The following is a 13,111-nucleotide window of genomic DNA, read 5'->3' on the forward strand; positions in this document are numbered from 1 at the left end:
GCGCTTGCAAGCCTACGAACCTGCCAATGTGTCCGACTGATTTGGTCACTTTGGAAGGCTGACACGCCGACTTGGCTTCATTACACTCGAACTCAGTCGCGCATAGATCTATGCACCGGCCTGTCCGTTGTGCCTCCGTGTGCGTCGCCGCCGGTCTTCCCCGGTAGGTATTTCCCATGGCAAGAGGACGTGTTAGCCGTGAAGGTCGGCATCCCCCGCGAGGTCAAGAACCACGAGTACCGCGTGGCCATCACGCCCGCCGGCGTGCATGAGCTGGTCCGCAACGGACACGAGGTCGTCATCGAGGACAACGCCGGTCTCGGCTCCTCGATCCCCAACGAGGAGTACGTGGCCGCCGGCGCGACCATCCTCCCCACCGCCGACGAGGTGTGGGCCGCGGCCGACATGATCCTCAAGGTCAAGGAGCCCATCGCCTCCGAGTACCACCGGCTGCGCAAGGGCCAGACCCTCTTCACCTACCTGCACCTCGCGGCCGACCGGGCCGGCACCGACGCGCTGGTCGCCTCCGGCACCACCGCGATCGCCTACGAGACGGTGCAGCTGCCGAACGGCGCGCTGCCGCTGCTCGCCCCGATGTCCGAGGTCGCGGGCCGGCTGGCCCCGCAGGTCGGCTCCTACCACCTGATGCGCCCGGCCGGCGGCCGCGGCGTGCTGCCCGGCGGCGTGCCCGGCACCCACCCGGCCAAGGCGGTCGTCATCGGCGGCGGCGTCTCCGGCTGGCACGCGGCCACCATCGCCATCGGCATGGGCTACGACGTGACCCTGCTCGACCGCGACATCAACAAGCTGCGCGAGGCCGACAAGGTCTTCGGCACCAAGGTCAAGGCGATCGTCTCCAACGCCTTCGAGCTGGAGAAGGCCGTCGTCGAGGCCGACCTGGTGATCGGCGCCGTGCTGATCCCGGGCGCCAAGGCCCCCAAGCTGGTCACCAACGAGCTGGTCGCCAAGATGAAGCCGGGCTCGGTGCTCGTCGACATCGCCATCGACCAGGGCGGCTGCTTCGAGGACTCGCACCCCACCACGCACGCCGAGCCGACCTTCCAGGTCCACAACTCGGTCTTCTACTGCGTGGCCAACATGCCGGGCGCCGTCCCGAACACCTCCACCTACGCGCTCACCAACGCGACCCTGCCGTACGTGGTCGAACTGGCGAACCGGGGCTGGAAGGAGGCGCTGCGCCGCGACGCCGCGCTCGCCAAGGGCCTGAACGTGCACGAGGGCCAGATCACCTTCCCGGCCGTCGCCGAGGCGTTCGGCCTGGAGTCGGTGCCGCTGGAGACCGTCCTCGCCTGACGTTCCCTCATCCGCTGTCGCCCCCGGCCGTCCTTCCCCTTCGCGCCGGGGGCTTCGGCATGCCCGCGGGGACGGGCGGGTGACCCCCGGGTGACCATCGGCGGTCAATTCCGGTGCGCTCTGTCACCCGCTCTGTCGACAAGGACACCTGACGGGCCCTCACGGCCCGGCGCCCGCGCGGAAACGTTAGGGTCGTCCCTTGACACGGGGTGGGTGAACGGCCGACACAAGCGGCCCACTACCGTGGATTGTGTTGCTGCCAATGCCCGAAACGGCCTAGAGTCGCAAACCGTTGGCATGCTGCCACGCTGACGAATCGACATAGAGTCCTGGATGTCCAAGGAGGTAAGACGACTTGTGAATGAGTCGACATTTGCTCCCGGGGGTGGTCAGCCAGGACTGGCGGAGCTCTCCGCCGGGCAGCCGAACGAGGAAGCCCGGCAGGCCACGGTGGGCGCGCAGGAGGTCGGCTCGGTCGCGGTCCGCACCTTCGAGGCCCGCCAGAGCGCGGCGGCAGCCGCCACCGACTACGACGCCGACTTCGCGGCGTACGGGCTGGCCTACAACGAGCTCGGCTACGGGCCCTACGACGACCCGGACGCCGAGTACGAGCCCGATCCCGAGTACGCCGCCACCCTGGCCCCCGACGCGGCCCGCCAGCGCCGCGAGCGGGTCGGCCCGACCGGCCGCCCGCTGCCGTACTTCCCGATCCCCGCGCCGCTCGCCGAGCACGGCCCCGCGCAGATCATCGCGATGTGCAACCAGAAGGGCGGCGTCGGCAAGACCACCTCCACCATCAACCTGGGCGCGGCGCTCGCCGAGTACGGCCGCCGGGTCCTGCTGGTGGACTTCGACCCGCAGGGCGCGCTCTCGGTCGGCCTCGGCGTCAACCCGATGGAGCTGGACGTCACCGTCTACAACCTGCTCATGGAGCGGGGCCTGACGGCCGACGAGGTGCTGCTGAAGACCGCCATCCCCGGGATGGACCTGCTGCCGTCCAACATCGACCTGTCGGCCGCCGAGGTGCAGCTGGTCAGCGAGGTCGCCCGCGAGTCGGCGCTGGCCCGCGCGCTCAAGCCGCTGCTGCCCGACTACGACTACGTCATCATCGACTGCCAGCCCTCGCTGGGCCTGCTGACGGTCAACGCGCTCACCGCCGCGCACAGCGTCATCGTCCCGCTGGAGTGCGAGTTCTTCGCGCTGCGCGGCGTCGCGCTGCTCACCGAGACCATCGAGAAGGTCTGCGAGCGGCTCAACCCCGACCTGCGGCTGGACGGCATCCTGGCCACCATGTACGACTCCCGCACCGTGCACTCGCGCGAGGTGCTGGCCCGGGTCGTCGAGGCGTTCGGCGAGCACGTCTTCCACACCGTCATCGGCCGGACCGTCCGGTTCCCGGAGACCACCGTGGCCGGCGAGCCGATCACCACCTACGCCACCAACTCGGTCGGCGCCGCCGCCTACCGCCAGCTCGCCAGGGAGGTGCTCGACCGGTGCCGCCCCGCCGAGTGAGCCTTCCGGGGGCCGACGAACTGTTCCGGTCAACCGGCGGAATGGCCCTGTCGCCCTCGCTCGCGCGCAACGGCAACGGCAACGGCCCCGGCCCCGCGAACGGCCCCGCCGCCGCGGGGCAGGAACCCCCGGGGGACGGCCAGGCGGCCCCTCCCGCGCCGCGCGCCCCGGACGTGCCGGCCGCCAGACCGGAAGCCGCCCCGGCGGCCCCCGCGGGGCGCGCGGAGGACCCCGCGGAGGCCCGCAGGACGGCCCCGGCCACGGTGCGCGGGCGCGGCCGGGCCCGGCGGCCCTCCGGCCGCGAGCGGCACGACGAGAAGATCACCGTGTACGTGTCCGCCGAGGAACTGATGGACCTGGAGCACGCCCGCCTGGTGCTGCGCGGCGAGCACGGCCTGGCCGTCGACCGCGGCCGGGTCGTCCGGGAGGCCGTCGCGGTGGTCCTGGCGGACCTGGAACAGCGCGGCGAGGCGTCGATCCTGGTGCGGAGGCTGCGCGGCCGCTGAGCCGCGGTCTGCCAGAATGACCCGTTATGGCGTTCCAGGTCCGGTTGGAGAACTTCGAGGGGCCGTTCGACCTGCTGCTCGGGCTGATCGCCAAGCACAAGCTCGACGTCACCGAGGTGGCGCTGTCGAAGGTCACCGACGAGTTCGTCGCGCACATCAGGGCGATGGGCCCGGAGTGGGACCTGGACGCGGCCACCGAGTTCCTGGTGGTCGCCGCGACGCTGCTGGACCTCAAGGCGGCCCGGCTGCTGCCGGTCGCCGAGGTCGAGGACGAGGAGGACCTGGCGCTGCTGGAGGCGCGCGACCTGCTGTTCGCCCGGCTGCTGCAGTACCGGGCCTACAAGCGGGTCGCGGCGCTGTTCGCCGAGCGCTGGGAGGACGAGGCGCTGCGCCGGCCGCGGACGGTCGCGCTGGAGCCGCGGCACGCGCGGCTGCTGCCCGAGGTGGTGCTGGCGGTCGGGCCGGAGCGGTTCGCGCGGCTCGCCGCGAAGGCGTTCGCGCCCAAGCCGAAGCCGGTGGTGTACGTGGACCACATCCACGTGCCGCCGGTGAGCGTGCGCGAACAGGCCGAACTGGTCGCCGAGCGGCTGGGCGCGCTCGGCACGGCCACCTTCGGGCAGCTGGTCGCGGACGCCGGGAGCACCCTGGTGGTGGTGGCCCGCTTCCTGGCGCTGCTGGAGCTGTACCGGGAGCGGGCGCTGGACTTCGAGCAGCCGCTGGCCCTGGAGGAGCTGCTGGTGCGCTGGACGGCCGGGGCCGGGCAGCGGGTCGAGGTGACCGACGAGTTCGACCGCCCGGCGGGCGGCGGGGAAGGCGGAACGGCATGACGGAGCGGCCCGCCCGGCGGTCCCTGGGCCTGCCGGGCGCCCCCCGGCCCGGGGAGTGGCAGGAGTCGGCGTACCCGGACGGGGTGCGCGTCGAACCGGTGGAACGCGTCCTGGCGCTGCCCGACGGGCCGCCCCCCGGCGGGGCGCCCGCCTCGGGGGAGCTGCCGCTGCGGGCGGCGCTGGAGGCGGTGCTGATGGTCGCCGACGAGCCGGTCGCGGAGCCCAGGCTGGCCGCCGTGCTGGACGCGCCCGTGGACGAAGTGGCCGCCGTGCTGCGGGAGTTGGCGGGCGAGTACACCGCGCAGGGGCGCGGCTTCGAACTGCGGCAGGTGGCCGGCGGGTGGCGCTTCTACAGCCGCGCCGCCTGCTCGGCCGCGGTCGAACGGTTCGTCCTGGACGGGCAGCAGGCCCGGCTGACCCAGGCCGCGCTGGAGACGCTGGCGGTGGTCGCCTACCGGCAGCCGGTGTCGCGCGGGAGGGTTTCCGCGGTCCGTGGTGTGAACTGCGACGGCGTGATGCGTACCCTGGTACAGCGAGGACTGGTCGAAGAAGCCGGCACCGAGCCCGAGACCGGAGCGATCCTGTATCGGACGACGAACTACTTCCTGGAACGGATGGGGCTGCGCGGCCTGGACGAGCTGCCGGAGCTCGCGCCCTTCCTGCCCGAGGTCGACGACGTGGAAGCGGAGTCCCTGGAGGGCACGATGATCGCGCAGGCGGTCGCCGCCGCACAGGAAGGGCCGAGGCCGAACCAGGCCGACCAGACGGATATCGACGTACGGACATTTTGATGCGTAGCAGTGGCAACGGTGGCAACGGCAGGAACAGCGGCGGCGGGCAGGGCCGGGGCGGGCAGGGCGGCCGAGGCGGCCAGCAGGGCGGGGGCCGGGGCGGATCGCCGTCCTACGGCAGCGGTGGCGGCCAGGGCGGCCGCGGCGGCTCGGGCTCCTCGCGCGGCGGCGGTTCGTACGGCGGCGGCTCCGGCTCCTCGTACGGCGGCGGCCAGGGCCGCGGCGGGTCGGGCTCCGGCTCGGGCTCGTACGGCGGCGGCCAGGGCCGCGGCGGGTCGGGCTCCGGCTCGGGCTCGTACGGCGGCGGGCGCGGCGGGTCGGGCTCCGGGTCCGGCTCGGGCTCGTACGGGCGCGGCGGCGAGCGGCGCGAGGAGCGTCGGCAGCCGCGTCCGGAGGAGCGCAGGTACGACCGCCCCGAGTACGGCGGCGGGCCGAACGCGACGCCCGGCCGCGGGGCGTACGACTCCCGCAAGCCCGGGGCGGCGCCCCGGCCGCGCCGGGAGGGGCAGGGCGCGCCCGGCGACCCGCGGCGCCAGCCGCAGCGCTCCCGGGAGCTGCAGGGCCGGATCGAGGAGCGGGTGCTGGCCCGGCACGAGGGCCCCGGCAAGGAGGTCGGCGAGGACGGCGAGCGCCTGCAGAAGGTGCTCGCCCGGGCCGGCATGGGCAGCCGCCGGGCCTGCGAGGAGCTGATCGCGCAGGGCCGCGTCGACGTCAACGGCGAGACCGTGCTGGAGCAGGGCCGCCGGGTCGACCCGGTGAACGACGAGATCAAGGTGGACGGCCTGACCGTCGCCACCCAGTCCTACCTGTTCTTCGCGCTCAACAAGCCGGCCGGCGTGGTCTCCACCATGGAGGACCCCGAGGGCCGGCAGTGCCTCGGCGACTACGTGACCAACCGGGAGACCCGGCTGTTCCACGTCGGCCGCCTGGACACCGAGACCGAGGGCCTCATCCTGCTCACCAACCACGGCGAGCTGGCCCACCGCCTCACCCACCCCAAGTACGGCGTCACCAAGACCTACCTCGCCGCGATCCAGGGCCCGCTGCCGCGCGACCTCGGCAAGACCCTCGCCAAGGGCGTCGAGCTGGAGGACGGCTGGGCCCGCGCCGACAGCTTCAAGGTGATCTCCAACCTCGGCAAGAACTACCTGGTCGAGGTGACCCTGCACGAGGGCCGCAAGCACATCGTGCGCCGCCTGCTGGCCGAGGTCGGCTTCCCGGTCGAGAAGCTGGTGCGCACCGCGTTCGGCCCGATCTCGCTGGGCGACCAGAAGTCCGGCTGGCTGCGCCGCCTGACCAACCCCGAGGTCGGCACCCTGATGCGCGAGGTCGGGCTCTAACAGCCCGCCCGCCGGAGCCCGTCCCCCCAACCGGGGACGGGCTCCGGCGCGTGTGCGGACCGGCCCGCGACGGCACTTGACATGTGAGGCACACCGCACGCCCTTGCCATCGTTCCGCCCGGTGGCAGAAGATTGCCACCGAAGTCCGCCCCGGCGCGTGGCGGAAGTGCGCCACCGCGTCAGGCCGCCGGGCGGCGGGGGAAGGAACCACCACCATGCTGGACGCATTCACCGTGCTGGGCCTCGGGCTGACCGACGGCCAGGTGTACGCCGCGCTGGTCGTCGCGCCGCAGTCCAGCGCCGAGGAACTGGCCGAGTACTGCGGCCTGACCCTGGAGCAGTGCCGCGAGGCCCTGGACCGGCTCGCCGAGCAGGGCATGGCCACCCGGGCCCCGGTCGACCGCGAGCGCTACCTCTCGGTCGCCCCCGACGTCGCCATCGGCACCCTGATCGGCCACCGCGAGGCCGAACTGCGCTCCGCCCGCGCCGAGATGCACCGGCTGATGGACGCCTTCCGCGAAGCCTCCCGGTACACCGACCCGGCGCACTCGGTGGAGGTGCTCACCGGCGGCGAGGCGATAGCCCAGCGCCTGGAGCACCTGATCGAGACCAGCCAGTACCAGATCCGCGGCTTCGACTGCCCGCCCTACGTGCAGGACCCGACCGTGGAGCAGCCCCGGCAGCGGGCCAAGCTCAAGTCCGGGGTGCGGATCCGCACCGTCTTCGACAAGGAGGCGATCGCCTGGCCCGGACGGCTGGAGCAGGAGATCCTCACCGGCGTCGAGGACGGCGAGGAGGCCCGGGTCCGCCCGGTGCTGCCGATGAAGATGATGATGGCCGACGACAAGATGGCGATCATCCCGATCAGCGTCGGCGACAGCGTGCTGGACGCCGCCTACGTGATCCACCCCTCCGCGCTGCTGCAGGCCCTGGACGCCCTGTTCGAGGCCGAGTGGGAGCGCGCCGTCCCACTGCAGACCGTGCTCGGCGACGGCGAGGGCCCCGGCCCGGACGCCGACCACCTCAAGCTGCTCGGCCTGCTCGCGGCCGGGCTCACCGACGAGTCGATCGCCCGCTCGCTGGGCTGGAGCGCCCGCACCACCCAGCGCCGCCTGCAGGGCCTGATGCGCGAACTCGGCGCCACCACCCGCTTCCAGGCCGGCATGGCGGCCCGCGAGCGCGGCTGGCTCTGACCCCGCGCCGGGAGGGCCGCTGACGGCCCGTCCCGGGCCCGTGCGCCCCCTGCGGCCCGTGCGGCGGCCCCGCCCGGTCAACTCCAGGGGCGCAGCCCCGCCCAGCGGCCGTCCGGGCCGCGCTCCACCTTCTCCAGGCCGAGCACCGCCGTCCGGTTGAGCCGGCCGTAGATGTGCGGGAACAGCACCCCCGCGGTGGCGCCCGGGGGCGGCCCGCCGGTGGCCGCCTCCCACTTCACCATCGGCTCGACCAGCCGCTCCTCGATCAGCAGCGCCATCAGCGGCTCCGGCGCGTCCCGGAAGAACGCGTTGGCCACCGCCAGCGCCGTCGGCTCGTCCGGCGAGCAGTGCAGGAAACCCTCGGTCAGCAGCGACGCGGCGGTGTACGGCCGGCCCGGGTCGCGCAGCCAGTCGTCCAGCGGGGCGAGGTGGTAGATCATGAGTCTTTTGTACCCTCCGCGGAGCGCCCCGGACGGGGACCGGCGCCGCTCACAGGCCCGCCACCTTCGCCGTCGCCGCGATCTCGTACACCAGCGTCACCGTCCGCCGGCCGCCCGGCGGCAGCGGCACCTCCCAGCGGGCGATGCCCTCCGCGTCCAGCTCGTCCGGCGGCGGCGAGCAGTGCTCCTTGCGCAGCCGCACCTGCACCTCGGCCACCTCGGAGACCGGGATCCGCTCGCGCAGCACCACCGTCCGCTCGGCGTGCTCGTCCGGGCCGGAGAACCGCGACAGGTGCAGCCGCACCGTGCGGGTCACCAGGGTGCGCTGACCGCCCAGGCCCGCGCCCTCGCGGCGCTCGTCCGCCTCCCGGACCACCCGCAGGCCGTCCGAGGAGCCGAACGCCAGCCGCACCGGCGCGCCCGGCGCCGCGAACTCCAGCGCGCCCCGGCCGGTGTAGCCCGAGCCGCGCACCAGGTCCACCGGGCCGGCCAGCAGCGCGTGCCCCGAGGCGTTGCGGAACGACACCACCTCCGTCACCGCCTCCGACAGCTCCGGCGCCGCCGCGAACTCGCTGCGCGCCGCCGTCTCGAACGCGCTCACCGGCACCCGGTGCGCCCGCCCGTCCGCGGGCACCGACACCGGGTCCGGCGCCCGCAGCACCCGCACCTCGCCGCCGTCGTCCACCCCCGGCAGGCCCGGCTCCAGCGGCCCGGCGTCGGAGACCGCCTGCTCGCGCAGCTCCACCTCCACCGTCCGCTTCTCCTGCGCCGAACGCTCCCGCAGCACCAGCCGGTCCTCCACCAGCCCCGGTGGCTCGCCCGCCAGCGCCGAACGCGCCGTCGACAGCGTCAACCGCACCCCCGACCAGTCCTCGCCGGTGCGCTGCCACACCACCGCGTCGCTCTCCAGCCGCAGCGTGCCGCCCACCAGCTCGGCCCGGTACGCCGGACGCCACAGCGCGCACGCCACCAGGTGGCCCACCCGGGCCAGGAACCGGCCCGGCTCGGCGCACTCCACCGACAGCTCCACGAACGCCAGCAGCTCGGCCGGCTCCCGCTCCGCCAGGTCGAGCGCCTCCTCGGCCCGGGCCAGCTCCGCGGCCAGCTCCACCGAACGCAGCCGGGAGGCCCGCAGCCGCTCGCCGTACGACTCGCGCTGCCCGTCCACCCGGTCCAGCTCGCGCGACCACCGGGCCTGCTCCAGCTCGCCGCGGCCCGCACCCTCGCCGATCTCCCGCAGCAGGTCCGCCGCGAGCTGCCCGAGCAGCGCCAGCCGGGCCTGCAGCCGCTCCTGGCGGTGCGACTCGGCCAACTGCTCGCGCTCCAGGTCGTGCACCCGGCGGAGCAGCGCCGAGTCGTCCGGCCCCGGCGGCAGCGGCGCCGGCGGCTGCCACGACCGCACCAGCCGCACGTCCAGCACCTTCGCCGCGCCGGTCGGCGCGCCCAGCCCGTCCAGCACCGCCGCGTGCAGCGAACGGTCCACCGCCAGCGCCGTCACCGGGCCCAGCCGCAGCCGGTGCACGCCCGGCGACAGCTCCAGCTCCGCCGTCCGCTCCAGCTGCGCCCGGTCCTCCAGACAGGTCACCGCGGTCACCGGAAGGGCGATCGTCTCCTCGTACACGTTCAGCTCCTCCGGTTCCCGCCGACCACGGCCCTACCGGCCGGGATACGGATCACATAACCGCCCGTCAGCTCCACCGAACCTCCCGGCGGCACCACCACCCGGCGGATCCGGGCCGAGGACGGCACCCCGTCGGACGGCTCGGCCGGCGCCGACCAGCCCGGACGCTCCTCGATCCGCACCTCGGCGTCACCCGGCACCGGCACCCGCTCGCGGACCTCCACCGACGCCTCGTGCGGCAGCCGGTTCACCAGCTCGATCCGCACCGAGTGCTCCAGCACCGTCGTCGAGTTCAGCACCCCCGACGTCGACTCCCGCACCTCGCTGTGCCGGGCCACCCGGACCTCCTCCGCCCGACCCAGGCCCAACTCCCGCACCCCGCCCGGCGCCAGCGTCGGCAGCCCCGCCGTCAGCAGGAAGTCGCCGTCCACCGTCACCTCCACCGGGCCGGCCAGCAGCGCGTGCGCCGTCGCGTTCGACAGCTCCAGCACCCCGTACACCGCCTCCTCCACCGACGGCACGCACACGTAACCGGTGCGCACCCCCACCGGCAGCTCCGCCACCGCCACGGTGTGCCACACCCCGTCCGAGGGGACGGTCGCCGGGGCCTGCGCGTCGAAGCGGTGGTCGAACGAACCCGCCGACACCCGCGGCCACGACCCGTACCGGGGCAGCGGCAGCCGGCCCACCTCCTCCGCCGCGGCGGGCTGGGCGCCGCCCGGCCGGGACGGCTCCGACCCCGGAGCCCCTTCCGGCGCCGGCTCCGGGAACAGCCGGCCCCGGCGCTGCGGCGCCCGGTCCGGGCCCGCCAGCACCAGCGCCGCGTAGTCCAACTGGTCGGCGGACGGGCGCGGGTCCGCCGGCGCGGCCTCCGGGGCCGGGACGGACGACGACAGCGGGGCGGCCGGCGGGGCTCCCGCGAAGCCGTACACCGCACCGGGCGGCACCGGGCCCGGCGGCGGGGGCGGCGGGGCGGCCGCCGCCATCGGCATCAGCATCGGCGCCGACGCCTGCCGGGGCGTCCCCTCGAAGGGCGAACCCGACCCCGGCGGGCCGCCCACCGGCCGCGGACCGCCCGCCGGACGGGCACCGCCCGGACGGGCCCGCCGTGCGGACGGCTGCGGCGGCGCCGCGGCCCCCGCCGCCGCACCGGCCGCGCCCCCCGCAGCGGCCACCAGCACCGGCAGCCGCGGCGGCTCCGGTTTCGAACGCTGCGCCTCCTGCCAGTCGTCGAACAACCCCGCCAGGCCCGCCGGCTGCGCCCGCCACCCCGACGGCGCGGGCGCCGGCTGCCGGCGCCCGATCCGCAGCGAGGCCAGCTCCGGCAGCGCGCCCGGACCCGCCAGGCTCGCCGTCGACAGCGCCAGCCGCACCCCCGACCAGTCCTCACCCGTCCGCTGCGCCACCGACGCCCGCAGCACCAGCCGCGCCGAACGCTCGCCCCGGCGGTGCGCCAACTGGTACGTCGGCACCCACACCGCGCCCGGCACCGCGTACTCCACCTCCAGCTCCACCGGACCCGCGCCGAGCACCGTCAGGTCCGCGCACGCCCCCGACTCCACCCCGCCCGGACGCTCGGCGGTGGAACGGCCGTGCGCCGCCACCGCCGCCACCCGGAAGGCGTGCTCGGCCAGCCGCAGCTCCTCCGCCAGCTCCACCGAGCGCTCCTGCAGCACCTCCAGCCGGGTGTCCACGAAATCCGCCAGCGCCAGCACCGCGTCGGCCGGGGCCCGCCGGTGCTCGCCGCCCTCGGGACCGCGCTGCGGCGGCACCGCGCGCAGCGCCGCGACCTCGGCGATCCGCTCCGCCAGCCGGTCCCGGCGCTCCAGCAGCAACTCGAAGCGGGCCCGGAGCTCATCCAACTCGCGCTCCCAGGACGGGAGTTCCTCCTCGTCACGGACCCGCGCCGGATAGCCCAACCGGGCCTCGACCACCCGGCCGCCACCCGACAGCACCCGCACCCGCAGCGACCCCGGCACCGCCGGCCGCGGCAGCCCCGCCACCCGCACCCGGCCGTCCGCCGGCAGCACGCCCGACGCCCGGCGCCGGCACACCGCCCCCACCGCGTGCACCACCACCGAGTCCAACCCCGACTCCCACACCGCCCGCTGCCCCGTCACCTGGCCCCCTTCGCCGCCTGGCCCGCACCCCGGACCCGGGCGCCCAGTCTGCACCCAACCCCCGTCACCGCACCCGGATTTCCGCTGCGCGTCGGGCCGCCGGGCCGGAACGAGGCGGTGTGCGGGGGCGCGCGGGCGTACGAGAGGATGGAGCGACAGTGGTGTGCCACGGCATGCCAGGCACACCGCACGGGAGACGAGAAGCCGTCATGCGCACAGCCGCCGTCATCGGCACCGGACTGATCGGCACCTCCGCCGCGCTCGCCCTCACCCGCCGGGGAATCAGCGTCCACCTGGAGGACGCCGACCAGGACGCCGCCCGCACGGCCGCCTCGCTCGGCGCCGGCACCACCGAACCCGCCGACGGCCCCGTCGACCTGGCCGTCATCGCCGTCCCCCCGGCCCTGGTCGGCAAGGTCCTCGCGGACTGCCAGCGGCGCGGCCTCGCCCGCTGCTACACCGACGTCGCCAGCGTCAAGGCCGGACCGCGCGGCGAGATCAGCGCCCTCGGCCTCGACACCGTCCGCTACATCGGCTCGCACCCGATGGCCGGACGCGAACGCTCCGGCCCGCTCGCCGCCACCGCCGACCTGTTCGAGGGCCGCCCCTGGGTGCTCACGCCCACCGCCGACACCGACACCGAGACGCTCAACGCCGCGCTCGAACTCGTCGCCCTCTGCGGGGCCATGCCGATCGTCATGGACGCCGCCGACCACGACCGCGCCGTCGCCCTGGTCTCGCACGCCCCGCAACTGCTCTCCTCGCTGGTCGCCGCCAGGCTGGAGCACGCCGAGGAGACCGCCGTCCGGCTCTCCGGGCAGGGCGTGCGCGACGTCACCCGGATCGCCGCCTCCAACCCCGCGATGTGGATCGACATCCTCTCCGCCAACGCGGGCGTCGTCGCCGACGTCCTCGACGACCTCGCCGCGGACCTCGCCGAGACCGTCACCGCGCTGCGGGCCCTGCAGGCCGCCGACGAGAACACCCGGCGCGCGGGCGCCGCCGGCATCGAGGCCGTGATGCGCCGCGGCAACACCGGCCAGGCCCGCATCCCCGGCAAGCACGGCGCACCGCCCACCCGCTACGAGACGGTCACCGTCGTCCTCGGCGACCAGCCCGGCGAGCTCGGCCGCCTCTTCGGCGAGGTCGGCGCGCTCGGGGTCAACATCGAGGACGTGACGATCGAGCACTCGACCGGCCAGCAGGTCGGCCACGTGCAGCTCGCTGTCGCCCCGGCGATGGCGCGGGCGCTGGCGGCGGGGCTGCGGGAGCGCGGGTGGGTGGTCCGCGAGTAGGGGGACCGCTGCGCGGGGCTTCGGGGTGGCGGGAAAAGGGGGGGCGGGGCGGTCGCGTGCAGCTCGCTGTCGCCCCGGCGATGGCGCGGGCGCTGGCGGCGGGGCTGCGGGAGCGCGGGTGGGTGGTCCGGGAGTAGGGGGACCGCTGCGCG

Annotated in this window: 11 protein-coding genes; 8 read left to right on the forward strand and 3 right to left on the reverse strand. The window is 75.2% G+C overall.

What is annotated here, in order from left to right; translation table 11 throughout:
• Window positions 1–198 precede the first annotated feature (198 nt).
• The 7 genes from ald (at window position 199) to ABD345_RS34195 (ending at window position 7,483) form a co-directional block, all read left to right on the forward strand.
• Complete coding sequence (gene ald / locus ABD345_RS34165) at window positions 199–1,314, forward strand: alanine dehydrogenase (RefSeq protein WP_344557960.1); 1,116 nt, start codon at window positions 199–201, stop codon at window positions 1,312–1,314.
• 450 nt (window positions 1,315–1,764) lie between these two features.
• Window positions 1,765–2,826 carry a ParA family protein gene (locus ABD345_RS34170; protein ID WP_380276494.1) on the forward strand — a complete coding sequence of 354 codons (1,062 nt, stop codon included), beginning with the start codon at window positions 1,765–1,767 and terminating at the stop codon, window positions 2,824–2,826.
• Between the two features lie 41 nt (window positions 2,827–2,867).
• Window positions 2,868–3,332 carry a hypothetical protein gene (locus ABD345_RS34175; protein ID WP_344557965.1) on the forward strand — a complete coding sequence of 155 codons (465 nt, stop codon included), beginning with the start codon at window positions 2,868–2,870 and terminating at the stop codon, window positions 3,330–3,332.
• Window positions 3,333–3,358: 26 nt separating this feature from the next.
• Entirely contained in the window at window positions 3,359–4,159 is an 801-nt protein-coding gene (locus ABD345_RS34180) for a segregation and condensation protein A (protein WP_344557967.1), read from the forward strand.
• 194 nt (window positions 4,160–4,353) lie between these two features.
• Window positions 4,354–4,950, forward strand: coding sequence for an SMC-Scp complex subunit ScpB (scpB, locus tag ABD345_RS34185; protein ID WP_380276496.1), 597 nt, complete (start codon window positions 4,354–4,356; stop codon window positions 4,948–4,950).
• Window positions 4,950–6,290 (forward strand): pseudouridine synthase, encoded by a 1,341-nt coding sequence (locus ABD345_RS34190; RefSeq protein WP_344557971.1) that lies wholly within the window; start codon window positions 4,950–4,952, stop codon window positions 6,288–6,290. Before scpB ends, ABD345_RS34190 begins: the two co-directional genes overlap by 1 nt.
• 215 nt (window positions 6,291–6,505) lie before the next feature.
• Window positions 6,506–7,483 (forward strand): helix-turn-helix domain-containing protein, encoded by a 978-nt coding sequence (locus ABD345_RS34195; protein WP_344557973.1) that lies wholly within the window; start codon window positions 6,506–6,508, stop codon window positions 7,481–7,483.
• Window positions 7,484–7,560: 77 nt separating this feature from the next.
• Here the strand turns inward: ABD345_RS34195 and ABD345_RS34200 are convergent, their stop codons facing one another.
• The 3 genes from ABD345_RS34200 to ABD345_RS34210 are packed head-to-tail and all read right to left on the reverse strand — an operon-like array spanning window position 7,561 to window position 11,664.
• Window positions 7,561–7,923 carry a DUF952 domain-containing protein gene (locus tag ABD345_RS34200; RefSeq protein WP_344557975.1) on the reverse strand — a complete coding sequence of 121 codons (363 nt, stop codon included), beginning with the start codon at window positions 7,921–7,923 and terminating at the stop codon, window positions 7,561–7,563.
• A 49-nt stretch (window positions 7,924–7,972) separates the two neighbouring features.
• Entirely contained in the window at window positions 7,973–9,550 is a 1,578-nt protein-coding gene (locus ABD345_RS34205; protein ID WP_344557980.1) for a mucoidy inhibitor MuiA family protein, read from the reverse strand.
• Complete coding sequence (locus ABD345_RS34210; RefSeq protein ID WP_344557976.1) at window positions 9,547–11,664, reverse strand: DUF4139 domain-containing protein; 2,118 nt, start codon at window positions 11,662–11,664, stop codon at window positions 9,547–9,549. The genes ABD345_RS34205 and ABD345_RS34210 overlap by 4 nt, the downstream gene beginning before the upstream one ends.
• A 209-nt stretch (window positions 11,665–11,873) precedes the next feature.
• Here ABD345_RS34210 and ABD345_RS34215 point away from each other — a divergent pair, with 209 nt between their 5' ends.
• Complete coding sequence (locus ABD345_RS34215; RefSeq protein ID WP_344557977.1) at window positions 11,874–12,959, forward strand: prephenate dehydrogenase; 1,086 nt, start codon at window positions 11,874–11,876, stop codon at window positions 12,957–12,959.
• Window positions 12,960–13,111: the final 152 nt, after the last annotated feature.

The sequence above is a fragment of the Kitasatospora saccharophila genome, from assembly GCF_039529925.1.
Taxonomy (GTDB): Bacteria; Actinomycetota; Actinomycetes; order Streptomycetales; family Streptomycetaceae; genus Kitasatospora; species Kitasatospora saccharophila.

Bases quoted from the DNA above. Each gene is read 5' to 3' on its own strand.
- ABD345_RS34175 (WP_344557965.1), top strand. From the start codon at position 2,868: ATGGCCCTGTCGCCCTCGCTCGCGCGCAACGGCAACGGCAACGGCCCC.
- ABD345_RS34180 (WP_344557967.1), top strand. From the start codon at position 3,359: ATGGCGTTCCAGGTCCGGTTGGAGAACTTCGAGGGGCCGTTCGACCTG.
- scpB (WP_380276496.1), top strand. From the start codon at position 4,354: ATGGTCGCCGACGAGCCGGTCGCGGAGCCCAGGCTGGCCGCCGTGCTG.
- ABD345_RS34190 (WP_344557971.1), top strand. From the start codon at position 4,950: ATGCGTAGCAGTGGCAACGGTGGCAACGGCAGGAACAGCGGCGGCGGG.
- ABD345_RS34195 (WP_344557973.1), top strand. From the start codon at position 6,506: ATGCTGGACGCATTCACCGTGCTGGGCCTCGGGCTGACCGACGGCCAG.
- ABD345_RS34200 (WP_344557975.1), bottom strand. From the start codon at position 7,923: ATGATCTACCACCTCGCCCCGCTGGACGACTGGCTGCGCGACCCGGGC.
- ABD345_RS34215 (WP_344557977.1), top strand. From the start codon at position 11,874: ATGCGCACAGCCGCCGTCATCGGCACCGGACTGATCGGCACCTCCGCC.